This window comes from Micromonospora sp. KLBMP9576 (genome assembly GCF_050941805.1).
Lineage (GTDB): Bacteria > Actinomycetota > Actinomycetes > Mycobacteriales > Micromonosporaceae > Micromonospora.
The window spans coordinates 3,818,508-3,833,215 of record NZ_CP194567.1; the positions used below are offsets into that span (position 1 = coordinate 3,818,508).

Below are 14,708 nucleotides of genomic sequence, written 5' to 3' on the forward strand. Positions count from 1 at the left end.
GTGCGACGACGCTGGACCTGCCGGGCTGCCGGGGCGGCGGCGCGATGAACCCGTACCGGTCGCTGCCGCCCCGGTCGTTCTGGCGCACCGCCGTCGCCGAGCCGGAGATGCTGGCCATCGAGGAGGTGTGGACGCCGAAGTTCGCCATCGACGCGGACGATCCGGTCCTCACCGCCGGCTCCTGCTTCGCCCGGCACCTCGGTCCCGCCCTGCTCGACGAGGGGATGAACTGGCGCGAGGCGGAGCTGCCCCCGCCGGGGCTCACCGAGGCCGAGCGCCGGGCCCGCCACTACGGCGCGTTCTCGTTCCGCACGGGCGCCATCTACACGGCGGCCACCCTGCGGCAGTGGCTGACGTGGGCCCTGGTGGACGGCCCCGGCCCCGACGATCTCTGGCGCGAGGGCGAGCGGTTCTTCGACGCGTACCGACCGTCGGTCGAACCCGACGGGTACGCCTCGGCGCGTACCGCCCTGGCCGCGCGCCACTCGACGCTGACGGCGATGCGGGCGGCGATCGCCGAGGCGGGTTGTCTCATCTTCACCCTCGGTCTGACCGAGGCCTGGCGGGACCGGATCACCGGCACCGTCCACCCGGTCTGCCCGGGCACCGTCCGGGGCACGTTCGACGCCGGGCGGCACGCCTTCCACAACTTCACTGTCGCCGAGGTGCACCGGGACCTCGACGCCGTCGTCGCGCTGCTGCGGGCCGCCAACCCCCGGCTACGCGTCCTGCTGACCGTGTCGCCGGTGCCGCTGACCGCGACGGCGACCGGGGCGCACGCGCTGAGCGCCACCACGTACTCCAAGTCGGTGCTGCGGGCCGCGGCGGGCCAGCTCGCCCAGGAACACGAGCACGTCGACTACTTCCCCTCGTACGAGCTGATCACCGCCGTGCCGTTCCGGGGGGTGTTCTTCGCGCCGAACCTGCGCGCCGTGACGCCGGCGGGGGTCGCCTTCGTCATGCGCCACTTCTTCGACGCCCTCGACCGGGCACGCGGCGGGACCGGGGCGGCGGATCCCGCCGCGCCGGTGCCCGGGCGCCGCGTCGCCGACGCCGCCGATGGGGGTGACCTCTACTGTGACGACGCCGTCCTCGACCGGTACCGCGCCGGCTAGGTTCCTGCTGCTGGGCGACTCGCACGCCGGGCCGATCGGGCGGGCCGCGACGGCGGCCGGGGTGCCCTTCGTCGGCGGCCCGGTCGGCTCGGGGCGCGACTTCAACGTCGGTTTCCACGACGTACGCGACGGCGCGCTGGTGTTCCGCGACGCCGCCGTGCAGGAACGCCACCGCGGGTTCCTGGCCGAGCTGGCGGTGACGGACCTCGGTCAGCTCCGCGTCCCGCTGGTCTCGACGTTCGGTCTCAGCGTCCACTTCTTCGCCACCGGCGCGAACTGGCGGATCTACCGGGCCGGCGACGGCGCCTTCCCCGCGGGCTTCCTCACCAGCGAGCTGTTCGACGGCATCGTGCGCGCCATGGCCCGCGGCGCGCTCGCCTTCTACCGCCACGCCCTCGGCCTGGGGCTGCGCGTCCTCGCGGTGCTGCCCCCGCAACGGGTGCCGGGCATGTCCGACCCGCTGGTCTTCGCGGCGGCCCAGGAGACGATCCGCCGCGCGCTCGACGCGCTCGGCGTGGAACTCGTGGACGTGCGGGCCCGGGCCACCGACGGCACGGGCCGGCAGCGGGCCGCGTTCTGCGAGCCGGACGACCCGATCCACGGCAACCTCGCCTTCGGGCGGCTGATCGTGGCCGACCTGTTGGCGCGGGGGCTGTGACACCGAACCCAGGAGGTTACGAGATGGAAGAGCACGTCCTTGCCGCCGTCGAGCGCCTGACGACCCGCGGGCCGGCGAAGTACGACACCATCACCGTCCGACCGATCTCCCCGGTCATCGGCGCGGAGGTCGGCGGCCTCGACCTCGCCACCGACCTGTCGCACGAGCAGGTGGCCGAGGTCCGGCGGGCCTTTCTCGAGCACCACGTGCTGGTCTTCCGCGACCAGGTGCTCAGCGCCGAGGACCACAAGCGCTTCGCCGGGCACTTCGGCGAGCTGCGCCGCCAGCCCCTGGCCGACCTCGACGGCGGCGATCCCGCCATCCTCGAGGTCAGCGCCGACCGGAACTCGCGGTTCGTGGCCGGCGAGGACTGGCACAGCGACGGCACCGCCGAGGCCGAGCCGTCGCTGGGCTCGATGCTCTACGTCACGAGGACGCCGGAGATCGGCGTCGGCGGCGACACCCTCTGGGCCAACATGCACCTGGCGTACGAGATGCTCTCCCCACCGATGCGGGCCCTGCTCGACGGTCTCACCGCGATCCACGACGGCCTGATCCCCTGGCAGGGGCACACCCCGCCGCCCGAGTACGTGGTGCCGAAGAGCGAGCACCCGGTGGTGGTGCGGCACCCGGAGACCGGCCGCCGGCTGCTCTTCGTCAACGCCGGTTTCACCTCGCACATCGTGCAGCTCTCCCGGCCGGAGAGCCGGGCGGTGCTCGACCTGCTCTTCGGCCTGGTGGCGCAGCCGGTCCTGAGCTGCCGGGTCCGCTGGACGCCGAACACGTTGGTGTTCTGGGACAACCGCTGCACCCAGCACCACGCGGTGTGGGACTACTACCCGCACTCGCGCTACGGCCAGCGGGTCACCGTCAACGGCAGCCGGCCGACCGGCTAGTCCCCGCGCCGCGCCGACGCCGGCCGCGGGGCCGCTCAGCCGCGCACGATCCGCTCGGTGTAGGCCCAGTCCGCGTCGAGGGCGGCGTCCCGCTCGCCGGTGAGGCCCGTCAGGTCCGCGCCCGCGGCCCGGCCGGCGTCCGCGACCCGGTCGCGGAGGATCCGGGCCGTGACCAGGGCGGCCCGGGTGCCCTGGGCGGTCACCGGGTCCAGGTGGTAACCGGCGTCGCCGACCAGGCACCAGCCCGGCCCGCTCATCGGCCGGCGCAGCATCCGCAGCCGGCCGGCCCCGCCGATCGGCGTGCTCCGGCGGCCGGCGGCGACGGCCGGACGGAGGTGCGGGTCGTCGCGCACCATCCGCTCGTACGCGCGCCCCGGATGCCGGCCCGTCTCGTCGATCAGGCTCTGGTGCAGGTCCAGCGCGACGCACCACCGCATGTCGCCGCACGGCGTCGAGATGAGGACGCTGCGGTCCTGCAACGAGAAGTACGAGCGGTCGGTGGGCAGCGGCAGGTTCTCGTAGTACGCCAGCAGCGCGAACCACGGTGACTCGACGACCCGGTAGGCGCTCGCCCCCACCCGCTGCGCGTTGCGCGACAGCCGGCCGTCGGCCAGCACCAGCAGGTCACAGGTGAGCCGGCTGTCGATGGCGTCGTGCCGGACTGTCGCCCCGCGTACCCGCCCCCCGTCGATCGTGATCGCCCGCACCCGGGCCGGACGGCACACCGTGACGTTGCCCCGGCTCTGCGCGGCGGCCAGCAGCGCCGGGTCCAGCACCTCGCGGGGCAGGCTCATCCGGTACGAGTGCTCGTCCTCGCGCGGGTAGACCCGCTCGACGACGTCGTCGCCGATGCGCTGGGTGTCGCCGTAGGTGCGCGGCGCGCCGCAGGCCAGGACCGTCTCCAGCAGGCCGAGCTCCGCCCAGGCCAGGTTGCCGGCGCGGTCCCAGGTGGACTGCTGCGGCCAGAACGCGGTGGGTCGCGAGGCGTCCAGGACGAGGATGCGCTCCGCGTACGGCGCGAGGGCCCAGGCGGTGGACGCGCCGGCGATCCGGCCGCCGACCACGACGACCTCCCAGTGGCCGGCGATCACGCCGGCACCGACTCGACGCGGTGGTGCCGCGGTGGGCTCCCGACGTCGTCACGCGGCACGGCTCAGTCTCCCACCCGGGGCGGGCCGGGGGAAGGGAGCGGCCCGGTCGCCGGGGTGCGCCGCGCTCTCCGCCACCGCCACCGGGCACATATCGAAAGAGGCCATTTCATTACTGGCCGGTTACCCGCGCCAAATAGGTTGACCCAGGTCAACGGGATTCCTTGTTGGACTCGGGGTGGGATGTGAACAGTCAGGCAACTACCCGGGCGGCGCCCGGACTCGATGTCCGGGACCTCGAATGGCGTGCCGTGTGGGCGGGCGCGCGGCTGCTGGCCCGGGCGTACGAGGACGGCGCCATCTGGGCTGCCGCCGGTTCGCTCCCCCGCTGGCGGCGGAACGCGGCGCTGACCGCGCTGTACCTGGCCGAACTGGTGATCGCCCAGCTCATGAGCTCGGGCATCACGCTCGCCGCGTACCGCGGCGACCGGCTCGACGGGATCCTGGTCCTCTACGGCGACGAACGCACCACGCCCTGGTGGGGCTGGGCCCTGCGGGCGGGGGCGTGCCTGCTGGCCGGGCCACGGGCCGTCGCGCACGCCGTACGGATCTCCAACGCGTTGGACCGGCTGCGTCCCCGCAGCCCGCACGTGTGGTTCGCGGTGCTGGGCCGGCGCACCGACTCGGTCGGCGTCGGCTACGTCCTCATCCGCGCCGGCCAGGCCCGGGCCGAGGCCCTCGGCCTGCCGGGCTACCTGGAGACCTCGGCCGGCCCGGAGCAGGTGCAGATCAACGAGATGCTCGGCTGGACCTCGGTGGACGAGTACGTGCTGAGCACCGGCAGCCGGATCCGGACGATGTGGCGCGACGCCCCGGCGCGGTCATGACCGCGGCCGGCCTGTCCCGCGCCCTCGACACGCTGTTCGCGGTCCCGCCGCAGCACCGCGTCGGCGACACCGACCGCGCCACGGCGCGGCAGGTCCTCGGCTGCGACGACGACACCCTGTCCACGCTGCTCGACCGGGGGCTCCAGGCCAGCGGCCCGGCCGGCGCGGAACGCTTCGACTCGCGTGACCTGTTCAACCTGGCCCTGCACTCGGGCACCGGCACGACCGTGCCGGAGCAGGCGTTCGCCTACTCGCTGCGGTGGATGCGCTCGTCGACGGAGCAGCTGCTGGCGCCCCGCGCCTCCCGGTTCGCGCTGCGCGTCGCGTGCGCCGCCGACGGTTGCGGCCCGCAGCCGACCAGCACGCTGGCCCTGCCGCGCCCCGAACGCCTCGGCGGCGCACTGCACGACCTGAGTGTCGAACCCGCCGCGCCGGGCGACGTCGGCGGGGACACGGTCGTGCGTACGGCGTCGGAGCTGGCCGTCACCGCCACCGTGCACACCCGCGGCGAACAGGCCGAGCTGCGTTGCCCGGAGTTGCGCGCGATCGTCGCCGAGTTCGCCGCCATGCGGCTGCGCTGGGTCAAGCTGCCCGCCGCCCTGCGCAACGACGTCGACCTGGTGACCACGCACGGGGTGGCGAGCTGCGACTCGGCGAGCCGGTACCTGGCCCGGCGCTGCGTCGCCGCCGGCCTGCCGGCGGTGACCAGGATCGGCTGGGTGGTCGGCATGCTCGACCTGGTCCACGCCTGGGTCGAGGTCGAGGACGCCGACGGCACGACCAAGGTCATCGACCCGGTCTTCGCGCTGTTCGCCGCCGCCGTGCGCGGGGCAAACCCGCTGCTGCGCGACCCGGCCGTCGCGCTGCGCACCAACCGGCTCGTCCCGACCGGCCTGCCCACCGGGCAAGCCGTGGCCGAGCACCGCTGCGCCGGCGAGCCCACGGCGGCCCGGATCGCCACGACCATCCTCCCCGCACCGACGCGCCCCGAGGAGAGCTGATGCTCACGACCGTCACGCCGCCGGAGTTCCTCACCGCGTTCCTGCGCGCCAGATGCCCGGACGCCGACCCGGTCGGGGTCGACGACGACCTCGTGGAGAGCGGTGTCCTGAACTCGATGCACCTCGTCGAACTGCTCTACCTGATCGAGGCGGAGCTGGGCACGGAGATCTCCCTCGACGACGTGAGCACGGACGACCTGCGCACCGTTTCCCGCATCACGCGACGGTTCTTCGCCCCGGGGCGGGGTCCCGGCGAGACAGCCAAGGAGTAGCTGATGTTGCAGACCCGCGTCCGCGAGGTGGTCGCCTCGGTGTTCGGTGTCGCACCGGACGAGTTGCCCGAGCGCCTGGACCCGGACACCGTCGCGGGCTGGACCTCGCTGCGTCAGATCCAGCTCATGATGGCGCTCGAGAAGGCCTTCGGCATCGAGATCGACCCGAACCTGCTGCCGGCGCTCGCGTCCGGCCCGGCCATCGTGCGGTTCCTCGAACAGACGCCGGGTGTCGCGGACGGGGCGGGCCGGTGACGGCGTACCACCCGCACCTGCGCACGGTGCACGACGTCATCGCCTTCCACGCCGGGCGGCGGCCGGACCATCCGGCGGTGCACTGCCAGGACCGCTCGGTCAGCTACGCGCAGCTGCACCGGTCCAGCAACCGCACCGCGCACGCCCTGCGGCGCGCCGGGGTCACGGCCGGGGACCGCGTCGCGTACCTCGGCAAGGAGTCCGAGCACTACTACGACGTCCTGTTCGCCTGCGCGAAGACCGGCACCGTGCTGGTGCCCGTCAACTGGCGGCTGCGCGCCGGCGAGATCCGGCACATCCTGCGCGACTCCGGCAGCACCGTGCTCGTCTGCGACGAGGACCTCCTGGCCACCGTCGACACCCTGCGGCCGGATCTGCCCGAGCTGCGCGAGGTGGTGTCGCTGGCCGGTTTCGCCGCCTGGCAGGCCGGCGACGACGGCGACCTGGCCCCGTCCTGGACCGCCGAGCAACCGCTGGCCCAGGTGTACACCAGCGGTACGACCGGCAACCCCAAGGGGGTCGTGCTGGCCCACCGCAGCTTCTTCGCGGTACGCGACGCGCTCGCCTCCGAGGGCCTGGACTGGATCGACTGGCGGCCGGACGACGTGAGCCTGATCGGCATCCCCGGGTTCCACATCGGCGGGTTGTGGTGGTCGATCCAGGGGTTCAGCGCCGGCGTCACCAACGTGTCGGTCCGGGTGTTCGCCGGGCACGAGGCCGTCCGCCTCATCCGGCGCCACCGCGTCACCACCGCGTGTGTCGTGCCGGCCCAGTTGCAGATGATGCTCGCGCCGCCCCGGCCGAAGCGCGCGGACTTCGTCTCGCTACGCAAGATCGTCTACGGCGGCTCACCGATCTCGGAGGCGCTGCTCGAACGCAGCCTGGAGATGTTCGGCTGCGAGTTCGCGCAGATCTACGGGCTCTCCGAGAGCGGGAACACCGCGGTCTGCCTGCCGCCGGAGCAGCACGTCGTCGGCGGGGCGCGGATGCAGGCGGCGGGCCGGCCCTACCCCGGGTTCGGCGTGCGCATCGTCGACGACGCGGGCCGGGTCCTGCCACCGTTCGAGGTCGGCGAGATCTGTCTGCGTACCCCCGCCCACATGATCGGCTACCGGGGCCTGCCCGAGGCCACCGCCGAGACCCTGGTGGACGGCTGGCTGCACACCGGCGACGCCGGTTACCTGGACGACGAGGGCTTCCTGTTCGTCCGCGACCGGATCAAGGACACGATCATCGTGGCCGGCGAGAACGTCTACCCGGCGGAGATCGAGAACGCGGTCTGCGCGTACCCGGGAGTGGTGGAGGCCGCCGCCGTCGCCGTGCCGCACGAGCACTGGGGCGAGGTCGTGCGCTGCTTCGTGGTGGCCCACCCCGACCAGCCCGCGACCGCCCGCGATCTCACGTCGTTCCTGCGGGGGCGGATCGCCGACTTCAAGATCCCGGCGAGCTTCGAGTTCGTCGACCACCTGCCTCGCAATCCCAGCGGAAAGCTGCTCCGGCGGGAGCTGCGGGAGCGGTACTGGCAGCACCTGGACCGGCGCGTGGCCTAGCGCCCCGCGCCCGGTCCGTTCTGGCTCCACGCCCCTCACCCATCAGGCAAAGGCGGACCGATGCACATTTCCCTAAGACACCACAGCGACCGCGTCGCGCTCTCGACCGGCAATCCCGACCGGATCTCGCTGCGCTACTCCGAGGACCCGCGAGCGGTCGCGCGGAGACTTCCCCGACGCGGCGACGACGAGCCAAGGAACGTGCTCCTGCTGGGTGCGAACGGGTTCGTCGGCATGCACATGCTGCGCGAGCTTCTCGGCGACCCCCGGGTGGCGACGGTCTACGCCCTGGTGCGCCGCAAGGGCGACAAGTCCGGCGAGGAGCGGATCGCCCGGCAGTTGCGCAAGTACAAGATGGAGCTGCCCGACACCGCGAAGCTGTCCGTCCTGGAGGGCAGCTACCTGGAGCCGGCGATGGGTCTCGCCCCCGCAGAGCACGACGAGTTGCTCACCGAGGTGGACGTGGTCATCGACGCCGCGGGGGCGACCACTCACGACTACCCCTACTCCCGCTACCGGCAGGAGAAGGTCCTGCCGACGCTCCGGCTCGCCGAGTTCTGCATGCGCGAGCGGTTCAAGACCCTGCACGTCATCGGCTCGGTCGGCAGCGAGGTCTACCAGCAGCGACGCGACTTCTACCGCAACAGCTTCTTCTACACCGGCTACAGCCGGATGAAGTGGGTCGTCAAGCACCTCAGCCTGCGGGCGAACAACGACGGCGTGCCGATCCACATCTACCAGGCGCCGTTCGCGCTGGGCGGCCCGGACACCGGGTACAAGGACCCCGGCATGGAGTACTCGTTCTGGAACATGATCTCGCACATCCTCCAGCTCGGCATGATCTGGGACTCGGAGGTCACCAGCCCGGTCGTGGCCGGTGACGTGCTGGCCCGGTCGGTGGTGGCCAACGCGCTGTCGCCCGCGCCGCGGGTGATCAGCTACCCGGTGACCCCCGTGACCAGCCAGGAGATCGCCGAGCGGTTCGGGCTGAAGCTGGTGTCGTGGGCGACGTTCCGCGCCGAACTGATCCGCCAGCACCGGTTCCGGCCCGGCCAGATCGACTGGTCGAAGCCGATCGCCAGCATCCGGCGCGGCCGGCAGCAGTCGCGGTTCATCAGTTCGCTCTTCCCCCGCTCGTTCCACACGCTGCTGCACAACATCCACACCGCCGCCGCGCGCCCGACGACCGTGCGGGTCGGCACCGACCTGCCGTCGATCGACGTCCTGGAGAACAACGCCAGGCGGATCCGCAAGCTCGGCAGGTACCTGCCCGACGCCACGCCGGCTCCCGTCGCGGTTCCCGCGTCCGTACCCGTTCCCGCTCCGGCTGCCGCCCCCGAGCCGGTCGCCGTCGGGGCCGCCTGACCCCTCCTGCACGCCCGCAGCGCCGGCCGACCCGACCTCCACCCGGGTCGGCCGGCGCCCTGCTGCGCGCCGGACGGGCCGCGCGGGAGCCCGGGCCGGCACAGTTCTGCGCCCACTCTCGGCAGCCCACAACGCGGCCGGCATTCCCCGAATCGGGGTGCCACGCCGGCACCCGACGCGCCCGAGGAATGCGCGGACGGGGCGCTGACACGCTGGCGGCGCACACAATACGCAATGATTATCACCGATGCGTAGGATACCGTCCACCCTTCAACCCACCGGGCGGTAATTCGTCCCGTCGGACGCGGGCCGCACGCGCTTCACCTGCTCAAACGCCGGCCGTGCGCCCGCTTTGGCGGCTGCGGCACCACCCCTCGCGGGCTCCTCGAATTCGCATCGAATCCCGCTGTACGACAGGAAATAAATGGTTGCCGAACCCTTGGCAGGAGGTCCGCGCATTCGCTACCTTCTCTATTGCCACGAGGGAGAGCTTCCCGGGACCTGTCCCGGAATTCGCTTTCGTGGCACTGGAATTCCCCCGAACGCCCTTCTCGATTGCGGAGACGGTCACGTCCTGGGGCACACCGACCCACCAATCCGGAAAGGAGGTACCCGCCATGGCCTTCGACATCGTGATCGTCGAGACGAACGAGGTAGTGCTGAACCACGGGGCCGTCTGACGAGCCCGGTGCCGGACCCGCGTGCGGGTCCGGCACCGTCCTGTCCGTCGTGCGTCGTCGTCGAAGGGACACCGCGATGCGGGTACGCCGCCGCGACCAGCTCATCTGTCGCTGGGACCGCGATGCGCTGATGATCGCCCTGCCCGGTGAACGCCGCTGGCTGCGCGTCACCCCCGACCTGCTGAGTCTGCTGCAGCTCCTGGACGACTTCACCGACGTCGAGAAGGTCGCCGCCCACTTCGGCGGCGACGCCGCCGACGCCGCCACCCGGGCGGTCCAGCAGCTCCGCGACGCCGGCATCCTCGTCGCCGACACCGACGACGTCGACACCCCACCCGTGTGGCAGCACTGGGGGCCGATCGCCGCCCGCCTGCACACCGAGGCCCGCGACGCCAACTACCTCGTGGACTCGCCGCACCGGGATGCCACCGCCGTGCAGATCGCCGCCGACGGCGAGCCTCCCGCGCCGTTCAAGCGGTATCCGCACGCACCGGCCGTACACCTGCCCCGACGCACCCTGCCGCTGCGTACGCCCGTCGAGGAGGTGTTCGCCGCCCGGCGCACCCACCGGGCCTTCGCCGGCACCCCGGTCGGTGTCGACGCGCTCGCCACCGTCCTGGCCTGCACCTTCGCGCCCCAGCGCGTCCTCGACGGCGGCGCCTTCGGCCCACAACAGGGACGTATCAGCGCCTCCGCAGGTGGCCGGCACGAGGTCGAGTGCTACGTGGCCGTCTTCGACGTCAGCGGGGTGCCGCCCGGCCTCTACCACTACGCGCCGCAGGTGCACCGCCTGGAGTTGCTCGACGCCACCGTCGACCGGCAACGCATCGCCGGCCTGGTCTACGAGCAGGAGCCCTCCTACCAGGGGGCCTTCACCTGCCTCACCACCACCGTCGCCGCCCGCCTGTCCTGGAAGTACCGGCATCCCCGGGCCTACCGGCTGTGGATGTTCGACGCCGGCCACTACGGTCAGACCTTCGCGCTGACCTGCACCGCGCTGGGCCTGGCGCCGTTCCAGACCGTGGCGTTCCACGACAGCCGCGTCGAGGCGATGCTCGGTGTGGACCCGGATCACGAGTTCGCCACGTACCTGCTCTCCGCCGGCAATCCCGCGCCCGGCGGCGGCGCCCCACCAGCCCTGCCGCAGCACCCGCCACCGACCGGCCTCGCCGCCAGCGCGCACCGGTCACCCGCCGACCCGGCACCCCCCGGCGACCCCGCGGTCACCGGACGCCGCCGGGCGCACCCCGCACCATGAGCGCACCCGCCGGACCCGCCACCGCCACCGTGGCGAAGCTCAGCGCGCATCCACGGTTCGTGCGGGTGTGGGCCAGCCAGTCCGCCGGCGCGGTCGCCGACCAGATCCTGCCGGTCGCGTTCGCGTTGTACGCCGTACAGCGCGGTGCCGGCGTCGGCACCATCGCCGTCATCTTCGCCGGCCGGGCGATCGCCCTGGTGCTCTGCCTGCTCGCCGGCGGCATCCTCGCCGACCGGGTCTCGCGCCCCCGGATCCTGTTCACCGCCGACGTGCTGCGCACCGGCATCGTCGTCGGCACGCTGCTCGCCCTCGACGACCTGCCCCTGGCCGCGCTCGGCATCGTCACCGCCCTGTCCGGGGTGGCCGAGTCGCTGTCCCGACCGGCCATGCGATCGATGGTCCCGGCGCTGCTCCCCGCCGACCTGCTGGAACGCGGCAACGCCATGGTCTCCGCGGTGCAGCGCTCCGCGACCCTGCTCGGCGCGCTCGCCGGTGCCGCGGTCGTCACGGCCATCGGCATCCACGCCGCGTTGGGCCTGGCCGCCCTGCTGTTCGCGACCGGGGCCCTCGCGGTGCTGGGCATACCCGACGCCGCCGCCGGCACCCGGGCCCCGAGCGGCGTCCTGGCCGACGCCGCGGCGGGTATCGCCACCGTCCGGCACCGCCCCTGGGTCGCCGCCGTCATGGCTGCCGTGGCGGTCCAGCTCTTCGCCGGCACCGCACCCAGCCTCACGCTGCTTCCGCTGGTCGCCGCGGAACGCCTCGGTGGCGAACTCGCCTACGGGCTCGTCCTCGCCGCCGCCGCCGGCGGCGCCCTGCCGGCCATCGCCCTGGCGGGGCGGTGGCGACCCCGGCGGCCCGGCACGGTCAGCATGCTCGCCCTGACCAGTTACGCCGCGCTGCCCGCCAGCCTCGCCCTCGCCCTGCCGTTACCGGTCACGGCGATCTGCTTCGCCGTCGGCGGGTTCGTCGTGGAGATCTACTTCATCTACTGGCTGTCCGCCCTGCAACGCGCGATCCCCACCGAGGTGCTCGGCAAGACCCTCGCCCTGGATCAGCTCAGCGCCTTCGCCCTGCTGCCGGTCGGCTACGCCCTCACCGGGCCGGCGGTGGCGGCGTTCGGCGTCCGGCCCACCCTGCTCGCGGCGGCCGTCCTGACCGCCGCGGCCAGCGCCGTCACCCTGCTGGTCCCCGGCGTCAGCACCTTCAGCGACCCCACTGGCAAAGCGACGTCGGGCGCGGCCGGCCGCGACGGGTGACGCCGCGCGTCCTACCGCCCCGGCCCCCGGAGCCGTCCGTCAGGACCCGGCGTCGCGCAGCGTGGCCGCCACGCTCTGCCCCGCGTCGCGCGGCATGGCCGAGACGCTCTGCCCCGCGTCGCGCAGCGTGGCCGAGACGCTCTGCCCGGCGTCGGGCCCCGCCTGCGCGAGGATCGCGCCGTCGGGGGCCCACACCGCCGAGTGGCCGGCCGTGCGGGCGAACCCCTCGCCGGTGGGGCCGGCGAAACTCGCCGTGGCGACCCACACGCCCCGAGCGGCACCCACCCGCCGGGCCCGCTCGGCCGGCACGTGGGCGTCGCGGGCGTGGTCGACGACAGCGGCGACGTAGACGTCCATGCCCAGCGCGGCGGTGGCCGCGTCGTGCGCCGCGAAGCGGGTGTCGCGGCAGATCGCCAGGCCGAGGCGCCAGCCGTCCACCTGGAGCACCACCGGCCCCGCGCCGGGGCTGAACCGCTCCTCGGAGCGGTGCACGTGCACCTTCCGGTAGACCACGCGCGCGCCGGCGTCGTCGACGGCCAGCATCGCGATGTGCTCCCGACCCGCTTCGTCCTCGACCGGCGCGCCGACCAGCGCCGTCGACCCCGTCTCGGCACACGCCGCGACGAGCGGCGCCAGCCTCGGGTCGCCGGCGGTGATCGCGGGCGCGGTCAGCTCGTAGCCGGTCAGCGAGAGTTCGGGGAAGACCACCACCCGCGCGTGCGCGGCCCGCACCGCGTCGGCGTGCGCGAGCGCGTTCGCGACGACGTCGTACGCCGTGATCCGTGGTTGGGCGACGGCGATGACGAGCGGCTGACGGCGCACCGGCACTCCTGTCGGCTGTCCGGAACCGCCGGGCGGGCAGCGGTCGTCGGTTCCCGGTCGTCCGCGGCTCACGGCACCGGGAAACCGGGCCGCGGGCTGTGGTCGGGTTCCGCCGCGCCGACCACCTCCATGACCTGGGTCGCCGCCGTGGCGGGTCGACGGTCGCGGAGATCCAGGATAGGGCCGGGGACGCCCACCCCGCGCACCACGAGCAGCCGCATGATCGCCAGCAGGGTGTCGAACCGGCCGGTCAGGTCGAACCGCCGGCCGTCGGGGGCGATCACGACGGCCGGGCTCACTCCGGCGGCGAGGGCGCTGCGCTCCCAGTCGATCTCGTACGGGCGACGGTCGGGGCCGACCCGCAGGACGAGCTGCCGCGTGTGGTGCAGCACCGCGAGGTAGGTCAGCGGCACCGTCAGTCTCTTGGCGACGTCGACGGGGGCGGCGTCGTCGGCGGGAAAGACGCGCAGGACGGTCTCCAGCACCGGGCCGGCGTGCTGGAAGGTCGTCGTGGCCCGCAGTTGCAGGAACCGGCCCCGGGCGAGGTGCCCGCCGGCGCGGGCCCACCGGCGCGGCACGCCGCCGAACGCCCCCCTCTCCCCGGGCAGCCGGTCGACCACCCACCTGGCCCGCTGCTCCGCCACCGGCGTCGCCTCGGGCGTCGGCCGCCCACCGGCGGCCCGCTCGACCAGGTGCTGTAGCCGGGTCGCCACGGCGGGCTCGACGCGGCGCAGATCGATGGTGTCGCCGGCCATCCCGATCCGGCCGTGGACCCCGGTGATCCGCCACAGCTCCAGTAGGAGATCGGGGCGCCCGGTCAGCGCGACGAGCCGGCCGTCGAGGCCCGACAGCCGGAAGGTCCGGACACCCGACAGCAGGGCGCTGCGCGGCCAGTCGATGTCGAACCCCTCGGCGACCGTGGGATGGGCGACGACGACGAGCCGACCCACGGTGACCGCCGCCAGGCACAGCGACGGCACCCGCCAGGTGTGCGTCGACTCGAACGGCTCGCCGCCGTCCGGGTGGACCCGCAGCCGGAGCCGGAGGCGCGGCTTCGGCTCGTCGGGGTCGAGGTCGCGGCCGTAGCTCTGGTAGGTCGCCTCCCAGTCCTCGCCGTACGAGGCGAGCGTCGCCTCGCACACCTCCGCCGTGCCCAGCCGGCCGCCCTGGGTCGGGATCCGGGCGCGGGGGGTCCACAGGACGAGCGTGTCGTCGTCCCAGTGGTGCGCCGTGGACACCTGGTCACGGTCGGTGATCACCCCGAGCTGTCTGCGGGTGAAGAGGAACGCGGCGACGCCCATCGCGACGGTGGCGACCAGCCCGACGACGACGAAGACCAGCGGAACACCCCGCTCGGCCCCACCGGCGGCACCGGAGCCGCTGAGGCCCACGGCTCCGCAGACGAGCAGGATCGGCCCCGCCGCCCCGAGCAGGACGAAGAGCCCGAGATTGCGGACGAACGTGCGGGCGAAGCTCTGCACTGCCCCTCCTCGGCTGGCGTCGGTCCTTGATACCACCGTTGCGGGCCGGCCCGGGGTAGCGCCGCCGCTCGGCGGGGGCCGAGAGCGGCTTCGGCAACGACCTGGCGAGCGACGGTGCGGC

At 73.7% G+C, this 14,708-nt stretch carries 15 protein-coding genes; 12 read left to right on the top strand and 3 right to left on the bottom strand.

The window, feature by feature from the left end; all coding sequences use genetic code 11:
* Positions 1-44: 44 nt before the first annotated feature.
* From ACQ452_RS16885 to ACQ452_RS16895, 3 genes are read left to right on the top strand one after another with little or no spacing between them, the layout of a single operon-like run.
* Positions 45-1,115 (top strand): GSCFA domain-containing protein, encoded by a 1,071-nt coding sequence (locus ACQ452_RS16885; RefSeq protein ID WP_433385484.1) that lies wholly within the window; start codon positions 45-47, stop codon positions 1,113-1,115.
* On the top strand, positions 1,078-1,773 hold the full coding sequence (locus ACQ452_RS16890; RefSeq protein ID WP_433385487.1) for a hypothetical protein: 696 nt from the start codon (positions 1,078-1,080) through the stop codon (positions 1,771-1,773). The genes ACQ452_RS16885 and ACQ452_RS16890 overlap by 38 nt, the downstream gene beginning before the upstream one ends.
* A gap of 23 nt (positions 1,774-1,796) precedes the next feature.
* The gene (locus tag ACQ452_RS16895; protein WP_433385490.1) at positions 1,797-2,669 is read left to right on the top strand and encodes a TauD/TfdA dioxygenase family protein; all 873 of its coding nucleotides are present in this window, start codon (positions 1,797-1,799) and stop codon (positions 2,667-2,669) included.
* Positions 2,670-2,704: 35 nt separating this feature from the next.
* Here ACQ452_RS16895 and ACQ452_RS16900 read toward each other — a convergent pair whose 3' ends face one another.
* Complete coding sequence (locus ACQ452_RS16900; protein ID WP_433385493.1) at positions 2,705-3,760, bottom strand: FAD-dependent monooxygenase; 1,056 nt, start codon at positions 3,758-3,760, stop codon at positions 2,705-2,707.
* A 308-nt stretch (positions 3,761-4,068) separates the two neighbouring features.
* Here ACQ452_RS16900 and ACQ452_RS16905 point away from each other — a divergent pair, with 308 nt between their 5' ends.
* From ACQ452_RS16905 to ACQ452_RS16945, 9 genes are all read left to right on the top strand, one after another.
* Positions 4,069-4,644, top strand: coding sequence for a hypothetical protein (locus ACQ452_RS16905; RefSeq protein ID WP_433385496.1), 576 nt, complete (start codon positions 4,069-4,071; stop codon positions 4,642-4,644).
* Positions 4,641-5,645, top strand: coding sequence for a hypothetical protein (locus ACQ452_RS16910; RefSeq protein ID WP_433385499.1), 1,005 nt, complete (start codon positions 4,641-4,643; stop codon positions 5,643-5,645). The genes ACQ452_RS16905 and ACQ452_RS16910 overlap by 4 nt, the downstream gene beginning before the upstream one ends.
* Positions 5,645-5,917 (top strand): acyl carrier protein, encoded by a 273-nt coding sequence (locus ACQ452_RS16915; protein WP_433385502.1) that lies wholly within the window; start codon positions 5,645-5,647, stop codon positions 5,915-5,917. The genes ACQ452_RS16910 and ACQ452_RS16915 overlap by 1 nt, the downstream gene beginning before the upstream one ends.
* Positions 5,918-5,920: 3 nt before the next feature.
* A complete protein-coding gene (locus tag ACQ452_RS16920) occupies positions 5,921-6,172 on the top strand; it encodes an acyl carrier protein (RefSeq protein WP_433385505.1) in 252 nt (83 codons plus the stop codon).
* On the top strand, positions 6,169-7,722 hold the full coding sequence (locus ACQ452_RS16925) for a long-chain-fatty-acid--CoA ligase (protein WP_433385508.1): 1,554 nt from the start codon (positions 6,169-6,171) through the stop codon (positions 7,720-7,722). The genes ACQ452_RS16920 and ACQ452_RS16925 overlap by 4 nt, the downstream gene beginning before the upstream one ends.
* A 60-nt stretch (positions 7,723-7,782) precedes the next feature.
* Positions 7,783-9,087 carry an SDR family oxidoreductase gene (locus ACQ452_RS16930; protein WP_433385511.1) on the top strand — a complete coding sequence of 435 codons (1,305 nt, stop codon included), beginning with the start codon at positions 7,783-7,785 and terminating at the stop codon, positions 9,085-9,087.
* Between the two features lie 521 nt (positions 9,088-9,608).
* Positions 9,609-9,767: a hypothetical protein gene (locus ACQ452_RS16935; RefSeq protein ID WP_433385514.1), complete on the top strand. Its 159-nt coding sequence runs from the start codon at positions 9,609-9,611 to the stop codon at positions 9,765-9,767.
* Positions 9,768-9,816: 49 nt separating this feature from the next.
* A complete protein-coding gene (locus ACQ452_RS16940; RefSeq protein ID WP_433385517.1) occupies positions 9,817-11,025 on the top strand; it encodes a SagB/ThcOx family dehydrogenase in 1,209 nt (402 codons plus the stop codon).
* Positions 11,022-12,284 carry an MFS transporter gene (locus tag ACQ452_RS16945; protein ID WP_433385520.1) on the top strand — a complete coding sequence of 421 codons (1,263 nt, stop codon included), beginning with the start codon at positions 11,022-11,024 and terminating at the stop codon, positions 12,282-12,284. The genes ACQ452_RS16940 and ACQ452_RS16945 overlap by 4 nt, the downstream gene beginning before the upstream one ends.
* 39 nt (positions 12,285-12,323) lie before the next feature.
* On the opposite strand, the gene ACQ452_RS16950 is transcribed toward ACQ452_RS16945, so the two are convergent.
* Positions 12,324-13,112, bottom strand: a complete 789-nt coding sequence (locus tag ACQ452_RS16950) for a carbon-nitrogen hydrolase family protein (RefSeq protein ID WP_433385523.1) — start codon at positions 13,110-13,112, stop codon at positions 12,324-12,326.
* Positions 13,113-13,174: 62 nt separating this feature from the next.
* Positions 13,175-14,587 (bottom strand): hypothetical protein, encoded by a 1,413-nt coding sequence (locus ACQ452_RS16955; RefSeq protein WP_433385526.1) that lies wholly within the window; start codon positions 14,585-14,587, stop codon positions 13,175-13,177.
* Between the last annotated feature and the right edge of the window lie 121 nt (positions 14,588-14,708).

Coding starts and splice junctions, on each gene's coding strand:
- ACQ452_RS16915 (WP_433385502.1), top strand. CDS start 5,645: ATGCTCACGACCGTCACGCCGCCGGAGTTCCTCACCGCGTTCCTGCGC.
- ACQ452_RS16885 (WP_433385484.1), top strand. CDS start 45: ATGAACCCGTACCGGTCGCTGCCGCCCCGGTCGTTCTGGCGCACCGCC.
- ACQ452_RS16930 (WP_433385511.1), top strand. CDS start 7,783: ATGCACATTTCCCTAAGACACCACAGCGACCGCGTCGCGCTCTCGACC.
- ACQ452_RS16895 (WP_433385490.1), top strand. CDS start 1,797: ATGGAAGAGCACGTCCTTGCCGCCGTCGAGCGCCTGACGACCCGCGGG.
- ACQ452_RS16910 (WP_433385499.1), top strand. CDS start 4,641: ATGACCGCGGCCGGCCTGTCCCGCGCCCTCGACACGCTGTTCGCGGTC.
- ACQ452_RS16920 (WP_433385505.1), top strand. CDS start 5,921: ATGTTGCAGACCCGCGTCCGCGAGGTGGTCGCCTCGGTGTTCGGTGTC.
- ACQ452_RS16945 (WP_433385520.1), top strand. CDS start 11,022: ATGAGCGCACCCGCCGGACCCGCCACCGCCACCGTGGCGAAGCTCAGC.